Origin of the sequence: Methanobacterium veterum (assembly GCF_000745485.1) — an archaeon.
GTDB classification, from domain to species: domain Archaea; phylum Methanobacteriota; class Methanobacteria; order Methanobacteriales; family Methanobacteriaceae; genus Methanobacterium_D; species Methanobacterium_D veterum.
This window is the reverse complement of the sequence record NZ_KN050693.1, coordinates 335426-356482: the sequence shown is the minus strand read 5'-3', so window position 1 is coordinate 356482 and position 21057 is coordinate 335426. Positions and strand designations below refer to the sequence as shown.

The 21057-nt window shown below is 32.6% G+C and carries 23 protein-coding genes; 7 read left to right on the top strand and 16 right to left on the bottom strand.

Annotated features, from left to right (window positions below):
• The first annotated feature begins 887 nt into the window (after positions 1-887).
• From EJ01_RS11925 to EJ01_RS11900, 7 genes are all read left to right on the top strand, one after another.
• Positions 888-1073: a hypothetical protein gene (locus EJ01_RS11925; RefSeq protein WP_048080924.1), complete on the top strand. Its 186-nt coding sequence runs from the start codon at positions 888-890 to the stop codon at positions 1071-1073.
• Positions 1074-1107: 34 nt separating this feature from the next.
• Positions 1108-1404 carry a hypothetical protein gene (locus EJ01_RS11920; protein WP_048080925.1) on the top strand — a complete coding sequence of 99 codons (297 nt, stop codon included), beginning with the start codon at positions 1108-1110 and terminating at the stop codon, positions 1402-1404.
• Between the two features lie 11 nt (positions 1405-1415).
• A complete protein-coding gene (locus EJ01_RS11915; RefSeq protein ID WP_048080926.1) occupies positions 1416-1814 on the top strand; it encodes a hypothetical protein in 399 nt (132 codons plus the stop codon).
• Positions 1815-2048: 234 nt separating this feature from the next.
• On the top strand, positions 2049-2210 hold the full coding sequence (locus EJ01_RS17345; RefSeq protein ID WP_157197554.1) for a hypothetical protein: 162 nt from the start codon (positions 2049-2051) through the stop codon (positions 2208-2210).
• 203 nt (positions 2211-2413) lie between these two features.
• Positions 2414-2650 carry a hypothetical protein gene (locus tag EJ01_RS11910; RefSeq protein WP_048080927.1) on the top strand — a complete coding sequence of 79 codons (237 nt, stop codon included), beginning with the start codon at positions 2414-2416 and terminating at the stop codon, positions 2648-2650.
• Positions 2651-4483: an RNA polymerase sigma factor sigma-70 region 4 domain-containing protein gene (locus EJ01_RS11905; RefSeq protein ID WP_048080928.1), complete on the top strand. Its 1833-nt coding sequence runs from the start codon at positions 2651-2653 to the stop codon at positions 4481-4483.
• A 440-nt stretch (positions 4484-4923) separates the two neighbouring features.
• On the top strand, positions 4924-5643 hold the full coding sequence (locus EJ01_RS11900; protein WP_048080929.1) for a hypothetical protein: 720 nt from the start codon (positions 4924-4926) through the stop codon (positions 5641-5643).
• 133 nt (positions 5644-5776) lie between these two features.
• Here EJ01_RS11900 and EJ01_RS11895 read toward each other — a convergent pair whose 3' ends face one another.
• The 16 genes from EJ01_RS11895 to mcrB form a co-directional block, all read right to left on the bottom strand.
• Positions 5777-6967 carry a tyrosine-type recombinase/integrase gene (locus tag EJ01_RS11895; RefSeq protein ID WP_048080930.1) on the bottom strand — a complete coding sequence of 397 codons (1191 nt, stop codon included), beginning with the start codon at positions 6965-6967 and terminating at the stop codon, positions 5777-5779.
• 337 nt (positions 6968-7304) lie between these two features.
• Positions 7305-8075, bottom strand: a complete 771-nt coding sequence (mtnP, locus tag EJ01_RS11890; RefSeq protein WP_048080931.1) for an S-methyl-5'-thioadenosine phosphorylase — start codon at positions 8073-8075, stop codon at positions 7305-7307.
• A 96-nt stretch (positions 8076-8171) separates the two neighbouring features.
• Positions 8172-8513: a hypothetical protein gene (locus EJ01_RS11885; RefSeq protein ID WP_048080932.1), complete on the bottom strand. Its 342-nt coding sequence runs from the start codon at positions 8511-8513 to the stop codon at positions 8172-8174.
• 100 nt (positions 8514-8613) lie between these two features.
• Positions 8614-9258 carry a hypothetical protein gene (locus EJ01_RS11880; protein WP_157203592.1) on the bottom strand — a complete coding sequence of 215 codons (645 nt, stop codon included), beginning with the start codon at positions 9256-9258 and terminating at the stop codon, positions 8614-8616.
• A 228-nt stretch (positions 9259-9486) separates the two neighbouring features.
• Positions 9487-10935, bottom strand: a complete 1449-nt coding sequence (locus EJ01_RS11875; RefSeq protein ID WP_048080934.1) for an RtcB family protein — start codon at positions 10933-10935, stop codon at positions 9487-9489.
• Between the two features lie 306 nt (positions 10936-11241).
• On the bottom strand, positions 11242-11658 hold the full coding sequence (locus EJ01_RS11870) for a hypothetical protein (RefSeq protein WP_048080935.1): 417 nt from the start codon (positions 11656-11658) through the stop codon (positions 11242-11244).
• A gap of 25 nt (positions 11659-11683) precedes the next feature.
• Entirely contained in the window at positions 11684-12118 is a 435-nt protein-coding gene (gene mcrD / locus EJ01_RS11865; RefSeq protein ID WP_048080936.1) for a methyl-coenzyme M reductase operon protein D, read from the bottom strand.
• Between the two features lie 48 nt (positions 12119-12166).
• Positions 12167-12865 carry a flavodoxin family protein gene (locus tag EJ01_RS11860; protein WP_211251416.1) on the bottom strand — a complete coding sequence of 233 codons (699 nt, stop codon included), beginning with the start codon at positions 12863-12865 and terminating at the stop codon, positions 12167-12169.
• Positions 12866-13089: 224 nt separating this feature from the next.
• On the bottom strand, positions 13090-14013 hold the full coding sequence (locus EJ01_RS11855) for an SAM-dependent methyltransferase (RefSeq protein WP_245611202.1): 924 nt from the start codon (positions 14011-14013) through the stop codon (positions 13090-13092).
• Between the two features lie 14 nt (positions 14014-14027).
• Positions 14028-14288: a hypothetical protein gene (locus tag EJ01_RS11850; protein WP_048080937.1), complete on the bottom strand. Its 261-nt coding sequence runs from the start codon at positions 14286-14288 to the stop codon at positions 14028-14030.
• A gap of 173 nt (positions 14289-14461) precedes the next feature.
• Positions 14462-15202, bottom strand: a complete 741-nt coding sequence (locus tag EJ01_RS11845) for a TetR/AcrR family transcriptional regulator (RefSeq protein WP_048080938.1) — start codon at positions 15200-15202, stop codon at positions 14462-14464.
• A 332-nt stretch (positions 15203-15534) separates the two neighbouring features.
• The gene (locus EJ01_RS11840) at positions 15535-16260 is read right to left on the bottom strand and encodes a TetR/AcrR family transcriptional regulator (protein ID WP_048080939.1); all 726 of its coding nucleotides are present in this window, start codon (positions 16258-16260) and stop codon (positions 15535-15537) included.
• 354 nt (positions 16261-16614) lie between these two features.
• Positions 16615-18267 carry a coenzyme-B sulfoethylthiotransferase subunit alpha gene (gene mcrA, locus EJ01_RS11835; RefSeq protein ID WP_394296581.1) on the bottom strand — a complete coding sequence of 551 codons (1653 nt, stop codon included), beginning with the start codon at positions 18265-18267 and terminating at the stop codon, positions 16615-16617.
• 2 nt (positions 18268-18269) lie between these two features.
• The gene (gene mcrG / locus EJ01_RS11830; RefSeq protein ID WP_048080941.1) at positions 18270-19067 is read right to left on the bottom strand and encodes a coenzyme-B sulfoethylthiotransferase subunit gamma; all 798 of its coding nucleotides are present in this window, start codon (positions 19065-19067) and stop codon (positions 18270-18272) included.
• On the bottom strand, positions 19068-19556 hold the full coding sequence (mcrD, locus tag EJ01_RS11825; RefSeq protein WP_048080942.1) for a methyl-coenzyme M reductase operon protein D: 489 nt from the start codon (positions 19554-19556) through the stop codon (positions 19068-19070).
• A gap of 23 nt (positions 19557-19579) precedes the next feature.
• Complete coding sequence (gene mcrB / locus EJ01_RS11820) at positions 19580-20911, bottom strand: coenzyme-B sulfoethylthiotransferase subunit beta (RefSeq protein ID WP_048080943.1); 1332 nt, start codon at positions 20909-20911, stop codon at positions 19580-19582.
• Positions 20912-21057: the final 146 nt, after the last annotated feature.

The window sequence follows — 21057 nt, the reverse complement described above, 5'->3', positions numbered from 1 at the left end:
ATTCTAAAAAATATTAGAAAACAAAGTAAAATCATTAAATCTGAAAACAAAGGATTAACAGAGCTAATTCAGATTATCCCTAAACTTCATAAAAAATATAATTTATAAAAAAAGCGAAGTTAAACATAAAACATAACTGAATAACAGGTAAGACGACTACCAAAAAAATCCCAAGTATACCCCTATTGAACATCTCGTACCAAGATTCTACTATTTTTTTAGGTTTGAAGGCTAATGTCGGCACATACGAACTTTAAAACACTGTCTTTTATATATGGCATTCCTTATTTTTTACAATATCATCATAATACAGTATTATTTTCTTTTTTAAGCTCCAATATTTATTTTTTCTAAACGGAAATTTTAATCCTACCTTTATATATAAGGGAGAAGTAAAAATTTAAAATTTATTTTTTCTAAACGGAAATTTTAATCGAACCTTTAGAGTAAGGAGAAGTAAAAAGTTAAGTCGAATTTTAATCAAACCTTTATATATAAGGGAGAAGTAAAAAGTAAAAATTTATTTTTTCTAAACGGAAATTTTAATCAAACCTTTATATATGTAGACAAGTTAAGTCGAATTTTAGATCGACGTTTATATATAAGGGGGAATAACTTTTTTATCTTGTTATTTTCCTAAAAGTAAAAAGTTTCATCATTTAACTGTTTTTTAATTATCTTTTCATGCATTGTAATGAGAATTAGACCGTATTTCACCCTATTTTTTGATATTCCTTGTCTAATTCTCATTTAAACAAAATTAAAATTTATAATGCTCCTTTATTATCCAATTTAAAAAACTTTAATCGCCAAATAAGGTGATTAAATTATTTTTTTATGAGCATATAGTAAAATAAACAGCATATAAACAAAATGGAGTGGTAAATATGAGAATAAATAAAGTAAATTTTTCAGATATTGTTGATCTGTTAAAGACAAATTTAAACCTTAATATCTTTGAACTAAGCTATAAATTAGATTGTTCTGAAGGTGTTATATACAGAAGAATGATTCCTGAAGGTTACAGGGGATTATCAGGGCTTAAAGAGGCTATAAGGGAAGGAAAATTATAAAATTCCTTCAAAATCATTTTAAGGAGCGATATAAATGGCAGAAATAGAATTTAAGGATTATAACTACAAACAAATCAAACATTCTCTTATAAAGTCTGGACAACTACCAAGAGAGAATGAAGACAATATTAAAGAAGATATAGATGAATTAAACGAAGATTATAATAGAGTAGTCTTTAAAGAGCATGGAAAACACTGGTTTGCAGATGAAGAAAAAGCTGGAGTAGTTAATGAGGAATATCTAGTTAAAGACGATGAAGGACATATTAAAACAGTTAGAACCAGTTCTAAATACGACTACAAACTTGCTATGCGACAGCTTGGATTATAAGAGGTGATATAATGCTTTTAACAAATGAAGAACGTCAAGAAATATTTGAAAAAGATTTAGAAAAGATTAGGGACTATTTAATCAAAAGATTCAAACTTAAATTAAAAAAGAATCCTGAAAGTTTACTTTATAAGTCATCAGGACTCGAAATGAAATATATTATAACTCCAGAAAAAGAAGAACTTGAAAAGTTATCTGGAAAGGGATCACTTGATGAATTGAAAAGATTTAATGATGAACTATGGGATAAGCTTCAAATGTTCTCTGTAAGGGCTTTTGTGGTATATAACAATAAGGCGATGATAACAATAGATTATAAGTCTAATATGGAGATTTTAACGTTCCCTAAAGTAGATGACGGTTCTAATAACGTACATACTAAGTTTAAGAAGCTTAATGCTATGTCTTAATTTTAGTATATATGATTATTTTTTTTATGATTTTTAATAGGATAAAAAAAAGAATAAAATTCTATTTATTTTTTTATGGATTAATAAAGGAGTGGTTATTTTATGTTTGAATCTATTTTAAAAGATTTTGATGAGATTGCAGACGGTTTAAAGGAAATAAATACATTAGTGAATGATGAAATTAGTAGAATTAAATCTGAATTAGAGGAGGTATAAATTATGGTTAGTGAAAATATGAAGAATTTGATAAAGGATTTAAGATTTGATTATAGATTAAATAGAATATTAGAATGTGATATACCTGATAATGAGAAATTAATTCTGTTGGAAGCTGAAAAATGCGATAGATTATCGAATCTACAGGTAGAAACAAGACCAGCAGAAGAACAGTACTAATTTTATTTTTTTTATTTTTTTTTGGTTTCATAGGTACAAACCGTAACCAACTAAATATCCTAACATATAGTGAGGATTATACCATTTTTAATTTTTTTAAATTTAATATAAACCCTCAAAACATCAATTCGCTGTTAATAACGTTTTTAATTTTAACAAAGTTACATGAAAAAGTTTAAATAAATACATAGGAGATGGATATAATGAATTTCTTAGAAGATTTAATGAATAATGAAATAGAATTAAACGTATATTTAAATAATCACATAGTACATAAGAATGTAGTTATTAAAGGACTAATAGAGATGAAAGAGAACTACATTATTAAACTTGAGAACTCAGAGGAAGGTAAACAGAAATACGGGGAACATACATTTATAATAAACTCTTTAAACATTGATAGAATTTCAGTTTTACATGAAAACGGAGAGGTGTTATAAATGATTACAGAGCAACAGTTAAGACAATTTAAAGCAATAATATACGAACACTTCCAAGCCTCAAAAGACAAAGACAATTTAATTGATTACTTAGTACACAATTTCTTATTAGATAATTACGAAATAGACGATATTATAGATATTATAAATGTATTAAGCGACCAACATGACGATTTAATAAGGAATTATGAAGACGCAATATGTCCAATTAAGCCCAATAATTATAATGAAATGTTCCCAACATTAACAGAAGATAAAGTATTCGAGTTATCCAGACAAATAAGGGTTATATTCCAAACAGAAACAGGAACAATAAACTATAATAATGTTTTATATGATTACACCGATGAAGTAAAAGACATTGCTATAAAGATATATGAGAACGGTAAAGCACCCGAATACTTACAGAAATACTTAGAAAGTAACCATATAGGCGATAAAGACGAAATAAAGATTATTTTAACCGATATATTTACGCCTCATATTTCAAATAGTCAGATTAATCATATAGATGTTGGAGGTAGTGCAGAATCTGGAAAGACACGATTAACTAATACAGTATCTAAGATAATTCCAGATAAATATCTTACAGTAGTAAAGACAGTATCTCCAAAGTATTTATTCTATAAAGATGATTGGAATGAACGTTATAACTATATAATAGTCCAAGATTCAATGGATAGTGAAATTATCAATTTAATGAAGACAGCAACAGACCCAGAGAACGTTGGAGATGTTTCACATAGAACAGTAATAGATAAGAAAGCCGTAACTCTGACAATAGAAGGAAAGGTAATGGTTATATTAACACACGCTAAAGACTTAGTAGATATTGAATTAAATAGTAGATTAAGGAGTATAAATCCAGATGAAAGTGAGGAGCATAGTAAACAAGTAAAGAATATGTTAAAGTTAGGATTCGGACAATCAGAAACCAAAGACGATAAATATAGGAAGATAGCCCAAGCAATATTTGAATTACTAACAGTAAATGAATTTAAAGTATTTAATCCATATTTACAGTTTTTAGATGTTACTACAATGGGTAAAAGAGATGTTAAGATGTTTAGAAATACACTAAACGCATTAACTTTCCTTAATCAGAAATCAAGAGATATTACAACCGAAGGAATATTAATAGGTACTTATGAAGACTTTAAATTAACTAAGGATTTATGGAATAAATATCAATATCACCAGCAATATAAGGCAAACGACAAACAGTTAAGGATATTAGAGCTTTTACCAACATTACCAGACGATGAAACACTATCTAAGAATCCAAACATAATTAAAGACGGTTTAGGATATAATGAAATAGCTAAAGAGATTAAAGTATCTCCATCTACTGTTAAAAGTTGGATACATGGCAGAACAAACGATGAAACACAATCAGAGAAATTAGGACTAAGAACACAGGAATTAGTAGATATTTTAAAGGTTGGTAACTCAAGCAACGGCAAAGCTTACGTATTTCGTACAGAGAAAGGCGAAGAACTTGCCAATAGTAGAGCAGTCACAGCAGTCACAAGCAGTCACAAACGAAATGCAACGGCAGATTTTACTCCTTTCGACGAAATGCCTAATATAAAGACTTTAATATATAATTATATAATAGCAGTCACAGGAAAAGAGAGTACACTATCCGATATTACTAAAGTATTTGAAAGTCATAATATAGAGAATAAGACACTTGCCAATGATGAACAGATTTTTAACACTATCTCAGAAATAGAAACTAAAGGTATCATAAACGAAATCATAAATATTAATAATTATAGTATTTTAGATCAGTTTATAGACACTCAGGTATTATGTGACAGCATAATTTAAACACATAAACCAAGTATAATTAGACGGTTATAGGGTAAAATAAACCCTATTTGCCGTTGCATCAAGAATGTGACAGCATGTGACTGCTGTGATAGCACTAAAAATAACCCTAATCTAAACACGCCTTTAAAGAAAATAAACCCTATTTGCCAACACAAACGAAATGCAACGGCAAAAAATCCTTTAATTATAACTACTACCATACACAAAGCAAACGATTTAAACACAAATAAACACAAGTTAAAGTTATATTTAGCTGGTTAAAATTTCTTAAATCCTATATGTTACAGGTTAAGAATCCTTATTTTTATATATTTTCTCTTTTTTTAGTTGTTTCGCCCCACACTCCGTTTTTAACGGTGTGGGGTAAATAACTAAAGTTTTTTCTTCAACATTCAGTTTAATATTACTTAAATTCCATAGACCACAGGTGATGAATTATGAATGAATATAACTATAAAGAAGTTTTTAAACACGCTAAGAAAATAGCAATATCCCACAAAGGGCAAGTATTAGGAGGTAAACCCAATAAATATCCAAGCATAAGTATATACAAACAACCAAAAGATTACAAAGGTTTTAAAGACCCAAAGTATCCAACAGCCATATTATGCGATTATATAAAAAAATTAGATAGATATTTAGTAGTAATAGACATAGATAAACCAAACTATTCTAAACTTTTATCATATTCAAACATTTTACCAGAACTTTCAGACATTATACCCGAACTTATACCAATAGAGATATTCAAAGAAGTTATAGAAGATACAATACATGATACATACTCAGTTAAAACGCCTAATGATGGCTATCATATATATTTATTAAGCGAAAATAAACCAAAACATAAACCGATAGGCTTTGGTATAGATTATATAGATGGTATAGAGCATATAAAATATGGTACTTCTTTAAAATACGTTATAACTGATTATGTATGGAATAGAAGACCTAGTAAAGAATATTATGATAAGTTAGATGATTCTCCAAATAATATTTTAAGTGTTTCTAATAGTGATGATATTTTAAAAGATATTATAAAAGCTTTAGAGGTTAAAGGTTATAAAATGCCTAATCCTATTAGAGTAAATCCAATAAATAATATACCTGTCTTAAAAACACCTATCTTAAAAACACCTAATCTTATATACATTTAATAATAATTTCAAAAGATTTTAAAAAAAATAGCAAAGTTGAAAAGTACTGAAATTTTGTTACATTTGTTACAGACATAATAACTGAATGTGTAACATGTGATTTTTAAAATATATTATAATACAGGGTTTATTTTTAACTCCTGTGTTTTCCAAGCTCTTTTTCTCGATCTATTTTATCTTTAAATTTTATTTCACCTTCTTCTTGACGTATTCTTTCCATTACATAACTTATTTGTTCAGATAAGGATTCATATTTGTCTATTATTTTAATCTGTACGTTATCAGTAGTTAGTTTGTCTACAACTTCTATGTATTCTTCTCTTAGTGATTCAGGATCTACTTTAAAATATGCACTTGTTGTCGAATCTATTGTATGACCCATAAGCCATCTGGTGGTTAAATGAGGTACTCTATTCTTTTGTAGTGTTGTAGCGAAAAATTTACGGAAACCATGACTTCTTACTACATAATGTTCCCCAACTTTTCTAAAACCTTTCTTTCTACCTATATGATTGAACATACTGCTTATATCGGTAGGTTTAGTGGGATTATTTGATATTAAACTTCTGAAAAGTTTATCATCAGGGTTTGGTTCATAACTTGGAAAATTATGATTAAGGTCTTCTAAATAAGTTATTATGCGTTCTACACTTTCGGGAGAACTAAAAGTATAGTAAAGATTATCTGTTTTAATTCTTTTAATTTTCCATAAAGGTACAAAAGTTTCTTCTTGTTTTACTTTTGGTTTGACTTTTTCTATTAATTCAGGTATATTACTTGGATATTTTTCAAGAGGTATAGAATCATAGAAGTTTCTAAATGTTAGACTAGATATTTCAGCCCTACCCATACCACTACTTATTCCCATTAACACTATTGCTTTGTATTCATTATTACAGTATTCTAAAAATCTTTTTATCTCTTCCATTGTGGGAAGAACGACTACTGTTTCAGGCATACGAGCTTTTTTTGATTTCTTTTTCTTAGGTCGGGGTAATTGAATATCAAACTCGTTATAAAACGCTCTTACAAGTATCATTGTATGGTTTTTTGAATATTGGGCAATGTCTAATTCATCTAAGTATAATTTAAAGTTATTTAAATATGAATAGATTTTTCTCTTTCTATATCTATTAATAGAATCTTCTTCATCTTCAGCTTCGTCTATTAATTCTTTTAATGTCTTCCCTGTAAAATCAGAATATTTCTGCAAACCATATTTGTAAATTTTTATAGATTTTTCTGCTAATTCTCTATTGGAGCAAAATGTTTTGAATATTGGTTCATTTTCAACATGTGTTGATGTTTCTCTTATGGCATACATTTTATCACTTACTATATGGGTGGATATTTAGATGGTTACGGTTTTGTACCCATTCGAGAACTAAAAAAGTAGATTGAATATAGTGTGATAAGTAAAAACATAGTGAAAAATAAAGTTTTAGCTGTGCCAATAAATACTTAAATCTTATTATTCATGACTTAATACTGTTTGGATACTGGCCAGCATCACTATATAACCTCATAATTTCTGCAGGTACATAATAAACAGCTTAGTTAATAAATATTTTAATCATTACTACCAATTATTCTATTATTTATATAAAAAAATTAGATATGAAAATTAATTGAAAAAAATAAAGATTATTTGAAGCTTCAAATTACACTTCATCTATTTCTGCACCTAAAAGTGCATAACTGCAGGGACATTCTCTTTTATCTGGAGTTTTTGTTATTGCTTCAGATATTAACTTAACCAGATTCTCTTTTTGCCCTTCTACGACTTCGAATACTTCATCTATTGTCAGCTTGGTTGGGGATATTGATGCCGCATAATTTGATACCATGCAGATACTTGCATAGCATATTTCAAGTTCCCTTGCAAGTATAGCTTCAGGTATTCCGGTCATTCCAACAACATTTCCGCCCAGCTGTTTGAACATTGCAATTTCTGCAGCAGTTTCAAATCTGGGTCCTTCAGTGCACACATATACTCCATTTGGGACAACTTCACCTGACTCTATTAAATAGTTCCGTAAATCATGACAGTAAGGTTCCGTAATATCTATATGTACTGTTTTAGTGTCATAAAATGTGAATTCTCTTGTTTTTGTAAAATCAATGAAATCATGAGGTATTAAAAAATCACCAGGTTTAACAGATAAATCCAGAGATCCAACAGCATTGGTTGCTATTATTCTCTCAACGCCAATTTTTTTCATGGCATAAATGTTTGCCCTGTAATTTATCATATGGGGCGGATTTGCATGTCCTTTTGCATGTCTTGGCATGAATGCAATATCTTTACCATGTAATTTGAAAATGCTGATCTCTGGAGATTCACCATAAGGTGTTTCTATAATCTTAGTTTCAACGTCTTTTCCCATTTCAACGATTTCGTATATTCCTGTGCCGCCAATTATTCCTATCATGTTCTCAACTTTTTCTATGATAGTTAATTGTTCGAGATACAATAATAAATAGATATGCCTTGTCCTGTAAAATATAAATAGCACTGCTTTTACCCATTAATACGGCTTAACCCGCTTATAATACTCTTCAAAATTAGTTTTATGTTTATCAATGAAATTAGAAATTTTTTCTTCTGAAATCTGGTTTAGATGCATTAAGGGGCAGTAAACTGTAAATGAAATGACTGCAGTATCCAGATCTATATTATATATAACTTCAATCTCAATATTTTCGTCTTTGATCTGGAAATCATGCTTATTTAATTCTTTTTCAACTATTTCACATTCTTCCTCATTCAGCACATCTTCTCTAAAAATCAACTGGAAATCTCTTGAGATATTTGACCCTTTATCCAATTTTTCTATGTCAAATTCTTTTATTCCCTCAAATTTTAACATAGTCAACCCTTCATTAAATATTAAAAAATAGATTCATATTACTATTTTTATCTTTAATTAACTAGTTATTTATGATCTTAAAAAAAGCGCCAGGAGCGTGTTAAAAAAATATCCCCTGTTTTTTAGTTTCCAATTTGTTTACCGCGTCCTGGAGATTGTTTGCTGAAATCTGTTCCTGTTTGTTAAAAGTCCGCAGTGCATCAGCTAATTTTCTGAGATCATCAGCAACAGCTTTATTATCTCCCTTCCTTAAATCCTGCGCTAATTTGTTCATTAATGGATCCATGCTATTCAATGTATTCACTATTTCATCACTGTATGCAGATTTTAAACTGGAGGCAACATCTCCCCTTAAAAGCAAATCATACCCTAAAGCCATATTTTTAGTAGCAGTAATATTCTGTTTAAGTTCATTTAACGTGTTATTTATGGACTGTATGCCCTGACCATTTTCCAGATCGTTGGCCTGTTTTTGCCGCTGACTTAGAGGAATGTTGTTAAGCAGTGATAACTTTTCAATTCTATCAGCCTGCATTTCAAGACTTGCTATTTCAGCATCATAAGTTCCAGATTCATTGATGGTTTTAATTTCATCCTTTAAAAGCTCAATATCTTTAGGCATTAAATAAGTGGTTGCATAGGTATAATAAGTAACATATGCTCCTAAAACTACAATTATAACTGTAAGTATAACTATTAACCTTTTATGCATGTATTTGCCTCTGTAAATTTCATAATTAACCAAAATAGCTCACTTTTCTATATAAAGAGTAAATATTGTACCTATTACTGGTTTTATTATTGTATATTATTAAATTATTAATTATTTATAGTTATGAGTAGTACAAAAATAGTATTAAAAATAAAAAAAAGAGATTGAAAACAGATTACGCTGTTTTAGACTATTTATCCCTTGAATAATAAAAATAAAATTAAATAAATTTTATCCAGTTTATAAAAAAATAAAAAGATGTTATCCTTTTGCAACACCAAGAGGAATCATTTTTCCAACCATTCTAGATATTCCTGCATCATGGGATGTTTTTACAACTGCATCCACATCTTTGTATGCTCCAGGAGCTTCTTCTGCCACTACAGGCATTGAAGTTGCCCTTATAATAATTCCTCTATTTTCAAGGACTTTTTGAACTTCTTCACCGCGGTATTCTTTCTTAGCTCCTGCTCGGCTCATTTTACGTCCTGCACCATGAGCAGAAGAACCAAAAGTCTCTTCCATTGCCACATCTGTTCCTGCAAGCACATATGATGCCGTACCCATAGTTCCAGGTATAAAAACAGGCTGTCCAACTTTTCTATATTCTTCAGGTATTTCTTCTCTTCCAGGACCAAATGCACGTGTTGCTCCCTTTCTGTGGACAAACAGCTCCATTTTTCTTCCCTGTACATTGTGGACTTCTTTCTTTGCAATGTTGTGTGCCACATCGTAGATTATTTCCATGCCCATTTCTTCAGCATCCCTTTTGAAAACTTTCTCAAATGATTCTCTAACCCAATGTACAATCATTTGCCTGTTAGTCCATGCATAGTTAGCTGCAGCTGACATAGCCTGGAAATAATCAGTTGCTTCCTCAGAACCAATAGGTGCACATGCTAACTGCCTGTCTGGAAGATTAATCTGGTACCTTTTGGCTGCCCTGTCCATAACTCTAAGATAATCAGAACATATCTGATGTCCACATCCCCTAGAACCAGTGTGGATTAAAACAGTAATCATACCCTCTTCTATTCCAAAAACTTTTGCAGTATCTTCATCATAAATTTCATCCATTTTCTGGACTTCTAAAAAGTGGTTTCCAGAGCCAAGAGAACCTAATTGAGGCACCCCTCTTTTTTTAGCTTTATCACTGACTTTGCTGGAGTCTGCAGATTCCATTTTTCCATTTTCTTCCAGATATTTTAAGTCTCTTTCCCAACCATATCCATTTTCAATAGCCCACTGTGCCCCATGATCTAGCACTTCATCAATTTGGCCAGGTTGAAGCCTTACTTTACCTTTACTTCCAACTCCAGAAGGTACATTATTAAAAAGAGTATCTACAAGTTCTTTCATTTTTGGTTTAACGTCATCTTCAGTTAAATTTGTCTTTATAAGCCGGACACCACAGTTAATATCAAAACCAACTCCTCCAGGACTTATAACCCCATTATGGGTACTGAATGCCGCGACACCACCAATAGGAAATCCATATCCAAAGTGAATATCCGGAAGTCCAATTGAAAATTTTTTAATACCCGGTAAACATGCTACATTTGAGACCTGATCAATTGCCCCACTTTCTATATCTTTAACAGTTTCATCGTTTAAATATACTCTTCCAGGGACTAACATCCCTTTTTTATAACTTGATGGGATTTCCCAGACACAATCTCTTATTTTTTTTAAAGTTCCTTCAACTTCCATAAGATAACTCTCCTATCGATGATTTATTTAAATTTAAAATTTTATTAGAATATTTAGCGTCTTAAAAAAGTAAGATAACATCTAATTTAATTTTTGATCGAACTTTTAAAAAAAGGTTTTTATATTTGATGTTTTTGCATATACAAAATATAGTCAAGTGCAAAAATTTTTAGATTATCTATTCAAATAAATGGTGAAATATTGAATTAATTTAAAATCATTGCACTGGACTTTCCAAAATATTATACATTAATTATGCTCCTACTATAAAAAATAAGAACTTTTGAATAATTTAATTTCAAGTTGTTAAGGATAATCCATAATTCCTACACGTCGGGGAAATTTTGAACAAATACCAGGATACATCTTTTTTCCTTCTAATTCCAATTTTTCAGCTATCTCTACCTCAAGTTCCTTTTTAGTTGCAGATATAAAAAAAGCATTTTTACAGATGGAAAACTTAATATCTTCTTTTCCAAATTTTATTTCAAATTCAACTTCCCTTTGATATTTCATATTATACAAAATATCGTTTAAAATATTATCAGACAATTTAAGGAATTTATTCTCCTTAGGTCTGTGTGTATTAGTTCCAGTAGTGATTTTTTCAATTAAAAATGGTTCACAGCCTTCAGTACTTGCGGCTTTCTTGTTTATCCAGTACAGGCCCATAATGATCTTTCTTTTGGGATGTATATTTCCAGTTATTTCAGCAGCACTCATTTTTATCCACATTTAAATAAAAAAGTTAATCCCTTTTAAGTATTTTGACTCTTTCGCTGAGCTGTGCATTTTGATCAGTTAAACCAATAATTTCATCAGGAATTTCGCCCAATTTCTCTCCATACTTTAACTTATCAGTAACAGTTTTTTGCCTTCGGATATACGTTCCGACGTGTATATTGAATCCAAAGGGTAGATGATTTTCACATACGTCCCTTACTTCATCCATAACTGGTTCTGCTTCGATTTCCATCAGAACTCTGCCTGTTTTAACCTGTAAATCAATTTCCTGGCCTTTAAGAGTTATAACCCTACGGTCAGGATGTCCGCTTTCAGCTGGAGGGAGCCTTTGTCCTTGTAAAACTATTCTTTTGACGCCTTCAATTTCATCAATGTCTTTTAACAAATTTTCAGTTGTATCAGCGCTCAAATACCTGTGCGGGAAAATTTCAATGTCCATTCCATCATCTCCTTAAATTTACAAAACTATACAATCCTTTCATTATATTTAATCGTTTTGAAGCCTTTTTATGCCATGATTAAATATTTGCATAAACTTATCCTTTGATACAAGTGGCCTGCTGACAGTATCCTGCATACTGATAGAGATTTTACCTTCTTTAATTAACTGGCGGCCAGATTCCCTGGCCGTTTCAATGATATCTTTTACAGGTGCCCCCTGCTCCAGCATGCGCTTAAGAAACAAAGCATGGGGTCTGAGAAGAGCCCCTGCAAACTCAAGATCAGCGTTTCTGCAATAAGCTTTGATATGAGAAAGCACTGCGTCGAAGTTATCCATCTCCCACAAGCCACAACTGGATACAAGTGCCAGTTTACCATGTGTTATTTCCCTGTGAGGATGTCTCGTGTGGCCTTTTCTCAGCTCGATGGATGGCATTGCTCGGGGCAGTAATCTCTCTAAAAACATCTGCATATACGTATTAATTCCATCACAGTACACCGGTGTGGCTAAGACAAGGATATCCGCCTTGATCGCCTTAGGCGCAAGCCAACGCATGTCGTCGTCCAGAATGCATTTACCCGGAGTTTTCATCCAGCAGCTGACTTCACCTTTACATGGCTGGATGTTGAGGTCATTAGTGCAATAAATTTCTACCTCAGCCCCTTCTTCTTTTATTCCCTCCAAAAATGGATGTAGAATCAGTGCCGTATTTCCTTTATCTTTATTTGGACTTGAATTAATCACCAAAACCCTCGGAAACAAAGCATGCGAATCTTCGATTCGCTGCGTTAAAATTCTCTGAATTTTAACAGTTTCCGGGGCCTCAAAATCGGAGATTTTAAAGGATTTCATATTATCACGTATTAAGCTAATTTAAGTATTATTTTTGCTTAAATTCACATTTCAAATATCATTCCACTAAATAAATCTAAAATATCATAAATTACCTATACTCATTAAACATATTCTTAAACCTCGGCAACAGCAAAATATAAAATTTTTTCAGACGGAAATCTGTTTTCGTTTTTACCCTGATAATATAACTTTTTAAGATCTTTAGTGGTTGAACCTTGTATATCTGAAAATCCAAACTGGCCTAAGAATTCCTCGAGTCCATTTTCCTTAATGCCAAACTTAAAGATATTAGCATCGGGTCTCTGCTTATTTCCTTCCTTAACTCCAGAATCAAGTAAATAATCAAATACTACAGCACTACCCTTACCTGAATTTTTCACTATAAAAGAAAGTGTTTCGGCAACAGCCTCTGGGGTAATGTAATAAATAAATCCTTCCATAATGAAAAGAGTCTTTAATGAAGCATTGTAACCTTTCTTAAATAATTCTTCACTGATTTTTTCCGATTCAAAATCAACAGGTACATATACCACATTTTCTAAGTTAGATTGGAACATTTCTTTGATTTTTAGGGTTTTATATTGTTGGGTGGTTGGATGATCAATTTCGAAGACATTAACATTTTCCAGTCCCTCAATCCTATAAGCTCGAGTATCAAATCCAGCTCCTAATATTACCAGTTGCTCAAGCCCTTCCTTGACTGATTTTTTCACAATGTCATCCAAATACCTAACTCTACTTACAATTGAATTAATACCTGCTTCAGTATCAGCTGCCATTTCCGGATGTTCAACGAGAACTTCCCACATCTTAGGATTTATAAAATGAATTGCCAATGGATCATAACAAATACGTTCATCTTCGCTTTTAGAAGACTCATATGCCCTTACATTTGCAATTAATTCAGCTTGACCAATTTCAGTTTTTAATTCTTCAAATTTTCTTTTATCTCCTTTATATTGGCTTGATATCTCTCTGGCATATTCCATTAAATCATTAAACTCTTTCCCTTCATTTTCTGTTGTATTTTTTTTCAAAATATCACCTCATTTCATTCAACCACAGCATATACAAATGATGCCATGTCATTAACTTCTCGGTTAGCATTCTTACCATAGAAATAAACTTTTTTGTAATCACTACCCATATTCTTTATTTTATAAAACCCTCTCTCAGAAAGGAACTTCTCAATTGGTTCATTTATGCTTGATTTTACAGGCTCTCCACGCTGTTTTGCAAACTCATAAACGTATAAAACTACTGGTTCTATACATGACCAGTGGTCGTTATTATAACCAATAGTATACAACATATATAAAACTTTGGATTTTAGAAATAAAGATTAAAGAAAGTAAATTGTTACTATCCATACATTATGGTGTAAAAGTTTTTAATATGTTAATAGCTCTTAAATAAACAATTAAATGCTAAAATAATAAAATAAATTAAAATTAGAGTTTAATAAAAGATATTTTAGTGGTTAGTTCAGTCTAGATCTTTTTTATCATCCATTTTGATATAAAGCTGGCTTATAAAATCATCAAGGTCTTTACTAAATTTCACATAATTGACCCCTTGACCTTTGAGTATCATCCTAAAATCGAATGGTAAATTACCTATATTTTCGCAAATTAGCATCTGTACAGCTGTTATTTTCAGAGGATCTACATCAGATCGTATTGTTCCTTCTTTTATACCTAGTTCTATAGAGTTATATAAAGTAACGAATATTTCCTTACGTAACTTAAAAATTTCTTTTATAGTTTCATTGGCATCAACTTTTAATAAATTAGATGGAAGATGTATAGAATAAAGCATACTCTGCATCATAATTTCAGAATAATCACTGTGCAGCATATCACTTAAATCAAATCTCCCTGATTGGAAGTAATTATAAGCTTGGAAATAGTCAGTATATGTTCTAATAAATTCATTATATGCCTTTTTGAACGCAACGAGTTTTTCAAGTCCAGTATCCTCTTTTTCAACTTTTTCTTTGATCATTGTACTTAAAATAGTGACCCCTCTCAAAACTACGGCATAAAAAAGTTCTTCCTTATTATCAAAGTAAATATATAGAGTGGCTTTACCTAGACCAACTTCTCTGGCTATACCATTCATAGAAACGTTATCATATCCTTTTGAAAAAAAAAGGGTTTCTGCAGCATCTAATATATCATTACGCCTTTGTTCTCTTTCCCTTTCCTTCCAATTTGAAACTGACATTCTCTCACCAAGATATATGTTGTTACTTGTTATCCTAATACTTTGACATTTATAATCAAAAGTATAATTAATTAAACTCCCAATTCTGGAAGTCCCAGTTAACGGTTTTAATCTATGAAATTCAATATTTCACAATTTCATTTGTAAATAGTATAATGATTTTTGCACTTGAATATAAAATCGTATCTATTGAAGATCAGGTACAGGATTTATCAATTAAAAATTCATGTAATAATTAAAAAATAGCAGTGCAAATAAAATAAAGAGTTTCATATCATATCCATTAAATGCACTGAAAATTAAATTAAAATGCACTTAAAGAATACATCATTCTATTTATTCATGATCATATGGCGTAAAAGATTTTCAACATCCATAAAATATTTTTCACTGTTAATTCCCCTGCTTTCCAGAATTCTTATGTGATCAGGGGGTACTTCTGACATACTTTTAGAAATTGCAGATAATAAAATAGAAACTTCTACAGGATCTACATCCGGCCTAACAGTTCCATCAATTATGCCAATTTTAAGGGAATCACGCATGATATCAAACCTTTCTTTACGCAAGCTCATGATCTCCCGGGTGTATTCACTTACTGGAGGAAGAAGCTGGAAATCAGTATTATGAACTATAGAATAAAGCCTTACATCTTTACTGATTTCTTCTGCATATTCCCTATTTACTATATTCTCCATATCAAACCGTCCAGACTGGAAATAGTTGTAAATGTGGATATAGTCAGGATAATCTTTTGTAAATTTATGATATGCAACTCTAAATGCAGCAACTTTGTCAATCCCATTTTCTGCAGCTGCAACTGCTTCTCTTATCATTGCATTTAATATACGGGTTCCTCGAAGTACTATAGCAAAAAATAACTCTTCTTTATTTTCAAAGTAAAGATAAAGCGTTGCTTTACTTAATTCAACTTCTTTAGATATATCATTCATAGAAACATTATCATATCCCGTTCTAAAGAACAACCTTTCGGCGGCATCGATGATGTCCTTTCTTCTCTGCTCTTTTTCCCTTTCTTTTCTGCTTTTTATGGGCATACCATCACCTTGCTGACTGACAGTAATATAATATCCGCTGGTTTATATATAAAAGATGAATTTATTAATAAAAGTTTGGTTTTAAACCTGAAATAAAGTTAAAAATTAGAATTAAATTTAATGTTCATCTGCATATTGTGTAAATGTTATCATCAAAATTATTATGTAATTGTTGATTAAAATGGAATTATTTTGAACAAATTCAACCTAACAGACTAATACCATTAAAAAAACAGTGAAATTCGCACTTACATGTATTATTTAAAAAAAACAGTCACCAATTAAAAATTATAATTCGTGTTAAAAGTTTAAAAAAAAGAGAAGGGAGTGGAAATAATCCACCGTTCTCTAAACTTAGTTTGCAGGGGAAATTAAATCCCTTTCTCCGCTAGGTAAGAACTCTCTGAGTGCTCCTTTAGCAATGCATTCTCTTGGTGCAGTAAAGTCAAATGTTAAGTTTTTATCTGCAAATGCAATTTTAATTAAAGGATTGACACAGAAAGCGTCGCCTCTTGCAGCGTGAGGAGCCTGAGCTATTCCAGCGTATTCAGGCTGGTGACCTACGTTCATAGCGTAGTTAGGGTAGTTAGGTCCTCTGAGTTCGTGGATTAAACCTTCGTCGCTTCTTACTGATAGGGAGTTAGAAGCTCCACACTGATCCTGAAGGTCGTATCCGTAGAATCCGAGTCTGCTGTGTACTTCTTTGTGTAATATCTGGCTTAAGTACCATCCGTTAATTCCAGCGTTGGAGTTTCCAGTTGCAAATGCGGTTGAACAACCTGCAGCTGCTGCAGCGACTGCTGCTCTCTGAGATCCACCAAAGTGGCTTTCTAAGAGTGTTGGAATTTCGTACTGTTCCATTCCGTAGAGAGTTACTTCAGTTGTTATGTCTTTAACAACATCCATATCTGCTTTAGCCTGGCATAAACCAAATTTATCTTCTACGTATTCTTTACCGTAGTATAAGAAGTCGTCGAGTATATCGTCAGTGTATGCTGCGGTAGCATACTGAGTGAATCCAACACCACCAGACATGTAAGATCCGAGCCAGATCTGATCGTATATTGCTGCACCAGCAGCTATAACTTCAAGACTTACTTTTGCAGGGTCTTCAGATACTCTGGAGGTCTGGATCATATCAGCTAAAACTCCGAACTGAATTCCACCAGGTTCGTTTGGTCCTCTTGCTCTTCTTGATGGTAAGATAGCACCCATTCCGATAACGTCAGCGTGTTTAGCTGCGTATGAGAAATCAGCAATTGCTGCTTCTCCTGCACAGAGTTTGTATGCTGAGATGAAACTCATACCGATCTGCATTGCAGACCATCTTGATACGGTACCACCGTCACATGATCTAACTACTGCTGTAGGGACTCTGCTGACCTGGTATGTTTTCTTTCCTACGTATTTTTTGAGCATTTCAGCCTGTTCTTCTGGGAACTCTTTGTTTATGTCTATGAGTACTCTTTTGTCGAGCTCATCAGCGAGGTTGTCGTCTCCAGTGAATATTTTAGCGTAACAATCGCCTACAAGACCAGGGTTTACTTCTACCATGTGTTCCTGTACAACAGCTCCACCAGGGAGTGCGTGGTTGATTGTTTCCATGTATTCATTGATTGTTTCTGGAGTAACTTCAACACCTAAACGTTTTTCGAGAACTGCGTGACCGGTATCCATACCTACAATAACAGTCCTTTTGATATCATCTAAAAGCTGCTGGATAGCTGCGTTGTTGATAAAGTGGAGGTCGTCTCCTTCAACATATGAGTCTGTTCCAGAGATTTTGTATGCCATTAATTTCCTTTGTCCTAATGGAACTCCTATATCAGGGTTGTAGAATGGGACTCCGCCCCTTTCTTCCATTAGTTTTTCAGCTTCTGCATTGAATTCTTTTTTCCTTGCAGACTGTTCCCAACCGCCGAAGCAGTAAAAGTTGGTGTGATTTTCATTTGGGTCTTCGTCAAATTTACCTTTTAAGGCTTTTGCGAAAAGCTTTTTTTCGTCTATCATTAGTCATCACCCAATTTACATTTTAAATCGTTTTTGAATACGCCTAATCCATATCCGCCTTTTGTTCTAGCGTCGTGTATGGTTTCGACTACTTCAATTGCTTCTTCATCATCTCTCATGCTTACGTTATCGTACCTGTAGATGGTGGTAATTTCTGATAGATGTTCATCATCTAATGGTTCTCCTACAGCTACAGGTTCGTCAAGAGGTCTTCCTACTTGGTCTTTAACATAGGATACTTGACCGTCTTCTTCGTTGTAAACGTATCTCTGAAGTGCGTCAAACATTAAACCGTTTTCATCGAGTCTTAATGAGTGCCCGTGTACGGTTGCACCTCTTATACCTGTTTTTGCAGGGTCGAATAATTCAGTTTCAATTAAAGTTTTAGACATTTTTTCTAAGTCAAGTTCCCTGATTTCTACAACTTGTCTTCCAGATAAAGTACCTGTGTCTACTCCTCTGAACCTCCACATGTAGGTTCGAGCCCTGTCATAAGGCTGTGCTGGAGCGTTGTACATGGAATCTGCAAATTGGACATATCTGGTCCTGACACCTTCTTTTGCACCAGGAATAGGTTCCACGAGTTCTTTCATCATGTCTAATTCAAAGTCCATTTCTTCAAGAGGAGGGTGTACTGTTTTGTATCCTTCCCCAGGGTTTCTGTGACCTAAAATTTTAACTATATCTTCATCTGCTACTTCCCTGATCTTTTTGAGTTCATAATCAGGGTTCATATGGTTCCTACGATTTTCAGCAATTTTTGTTTTTCCAGGTGTGTATTGAGCTTCATACGACATTTAATCACCTATTAATCTTACAGTTTCTGAGGATTTTGCACTTGGATCCACCATTCCAATCAACCGTGGATCAATACTTTTATCAAATCCTATACCGTATTTCATATAATCTGAAACAGTGATATTTGTTTTTGTGAAAATACCTACTGAAACATCATATCTGAAGTTAAGGGCATCACTTAGGATTTTTTCTAGTTCCTCTTTAAAGGAATCCAGTTTTTCATGGTTTACAGTTACTATGATTTCTCCAACAGAAACTAAAAGTTCAAAATTCTCTTCTTTTACCTTAATAACCTTTCTATCTTCGTGATTTACGATAGTTCCTTTTGCAGGTCCGTACCCCACAACTCGTGGTAAAGATTTACCATTTACAAGAACCCTTAAAATTCCATCAAGGTCCATTATAGAGTTCAGTATTTTTTCAGTTGTTTTGGGTTTTAAAAGTCTGTGGGGAAATATTTTAACATCCACAGCTTTAATTTCGTTCATAAAGTCACCTTAAACCTGCGGTTTTATATTTTGTCTTTTATCTCTACTGCACCTTCTGCAACGTATTTGATAGGTTCTCTAAGGTAGTCAATATCACTGTAAACAGTTCCTACTAAGCTAGAGGTAGATTCAACAGAAAACATCTGTGTACCTGCGTCTAAACACATGGAAGCTGCGTTACAAGGTACAGCATAACCTTTACTGTGTCTGGTTACAACGTGGTTTCCGTTAAAGGTTCCAGGACCTCCTCCACCGTATATACCGTGGGAGAAGAAACTCATACCTACACCAGTACCCTGTGCTCTTCCGTAGTCAACACCAGGAAGACCAGTTTCGTATTCTATTATATCGTTGTAGTAAAGAAGTGTAGAAGCAACACCCTGAGCAGCTCTGGATGCACCTATGTTTACTATTGTTGAACTTATTAATCCAGCAGCAGCATAAGCGTTCCATAAAGCCCAGTCAACAGGTTCATATATTTTGTATCCTGAAGGCATTGTTTTTGCTACTTTAATGACTCCGTCATCAAGTGCTCTTTCTACCAGTGAAGCGATTACTGTTCCTACAGTACCTTTTCCGTTTGCTTTAACCAGGTCGAAAACAATGTTATTAGCATTTAAACCCTGGTATGCAAGTCCTAATAAGTGGGACCTTTCAAATGCACCTAAAGCATCACCTATTTCAAACATTGCTGTTTGTTCTAATATTGCGGATAATGCTACTGCATTTAATGTGTTTTTCTTGGTTACTGCTACAATGTGGTTAGCTGCAATGGTCCTGAAACCGTAACCTAAACTGTCGAGCATAGCTGGAGGTGCAAGTAGTGCTGCGACGTTAGCTCCTTTGAAGTCTACACTCTGTGGGTAACTTCCTAAAACTGCGGTTTTTATTGCAGAAGCATCAAATTGATCTACATCGAATGTGTCTATGATTGCCTGGATTACAGCTCCACCAGTAACTAATGTGGAAACTGTGTAATCTGCTGCCATGTTCATTCTCTGTGAAGGCAGCTGAACAAGAACCTGAGCCCCATTGTTAATTTGTTTGAGATTGAAATCGTCATCTTCGTCTATTTGGATAATTTTTTGAAGTTTATCAGCAATTACGTCTACGTTTTCAACTATTGGTAAGTTTAATTCCCTTCCAGGAATAAAGTTTGCTTTTCCACCATAAGCTGCGTTTGCCAATGTTTTTTCTATCCCTGCTAAGTTAATAGCTACAGAACGTTTAACTTCCTGTACAATCTTAGAAATAGTAGGGTTGTACATTGGACTAATTGCTTCTAGAGGAACATTTTCTTCTAAAAGCTTTCCATCTACTCCATATAGGTCTATTTTATCTTCATATGTTGGCATAAAACTTACACCTCTTTATTTGTTTTCATTCTAAAATGAAATTTAAGGAGGATAAGAGACCATATTAGTCTCTCGCCCATTTAGCAGTTATTTTTTAAACAGAAATAGTTAAAATAAACCAATAGTGGCAAGTTATTCAGATAAGA

What these genes read in the sequence shown, in the direction of transcription:
- EJ01_RS11925 (WP_048080924.1), top strand. Translation starts at nt 888, where the DNA reads ATGAGAATAAATAAAGTAAATTTTTCAGATATTGTTGATCTGTTAAAG.
- EJ01_RS11920 (WP_048080925.1), top strand. Translation starts at nt 1,108, where the DNA reads ATGGCAGAAATAGAATTTAAGGATTATAACTACAAACAAATCAAACAT.
- EJ01_RS11915 (WP_048080926.1), top strand. Translation starts at nt 1,416, where the DNA reads ATGCTTTTAACAAATGAAGAACGTCAAGAAATATTTGAAAAAGATTTA.
- EJ01_RS17345 (WP_157197554.1), top strand. Translation starts at nt 2,049, where the DNA reads ATGAAGAATTTGATAAAGGATTTAAGATTTGATTATAGATTAAATAGA.
- EJ01_RS11910 (WP_048080927.1), top strand. Translation starts at nt 2,414, where the DNA reads ATGAATTTCTTAGAAGATTTAATGAATAATGAAATAGAATTAAACGTA.
- EJ01_RS11905 (WP_048080928.1), top strand. Translation starts at nt 2,651, where the DNA reads ATGATTACAGAGCAACAGTTAAGACAATTTAAAGCAATAATATACGAA.
- EJ01_RS11900 (WP_048080929.1), top strand. Translation starts at nt 4,924, where the DNA reads ATGAATGAATATAACTATAAAGAAGTTTTTAAACACGCTAAGAAAATA.
- EJ01_RS11895 (WP_048080930.1), bottom strand. Translation starts at nt 6,967, where the DNA reads ATGTATGCCATAAGAGAAACATCAACACATGTTGAAAATGAACCAATA.
- mtnP (WP_048080931.1), bottom strand. Translation starts at nt 8,075, where the DNA reads ATGATAGGAATAATTGGCGGCACAGGAATATACGAAATCGTTGAAATG.
- EJ01_RS11885 (WP_048080932.1), bottom strand. Translation starts at nt 8,513, where the DNA reads ATGTTAAAATTTGAGGGAATAAAAGAATTTGACATAGAAAAATTGGAT.
- EJ01_RS11875 (WP_048080934.1), bottom strand. Translation starts at nt 10,935, where the DNA reads ATGGAAGTTGAAGGAACTTTAAAAAAAATAAGAGATTGTGTCTGGGAA.
- EJ01_RS11870 (WP_048080935.1), bottom strand. Translation starts at nt 11,658, where the DNA reads ATGAGTGCTGCTGAAATAACTGGAAATATACATCCCAAAAGAAAGATC.
- mcrD (WP_048080936.1), bottom strand. Translation starts at nt 12,118, where the DNA reads ATGGACATTGAAATTTTCCCGCACAGGTATTTGAGCGCTGATACAACT.
- EJ01_RS11850 (WP_048080937.1), bottom strand. Translation starts at nt 14,288, where the DNA reads ATGTTGTATACTATTGGTTATAATAACGACCACTGGTCATGTATAGAA.
- EJ01_RS11845 (WP_048080938.1), bottom strand. Translation starts at nt 15,202, where the DNA reads ATGTCAGTTTCAAATTGGAAGGAAAGGGAAAGAGAACAAAGGCGTAAT.
- EJ01_RS11840 (WP_048080939.1), bottom strand. Translation starts at nt 16,260, where the DNA reads ATGCCCATAAAAAGCAGAAAAGAAAGGGAAAAAGAGCAGAGAAGAAAG.
- mcrG (WP_048080941.1), bottom strand. Translation starts at nt 19,067, where the DNA reads ATGTCGTATGAAGCTCAATACACACCTGGAAAAACAAAAATTGCTGAA.
- mcrD (WP_048080942.1), bottom strand. Translation starts at nt 19,556, where the DNA reads ATGAACGAAATTAAAGCTGTGGATGTTAAAATATTTCCCCACAGACTT.
- mcrB (WP_048080943.1), bottom strand. Translation starts at nt 20,911, where the DNA reads ATGCCAACATATGAAGATAAAATAGACCTATATGGAGTAGATGGAAAG.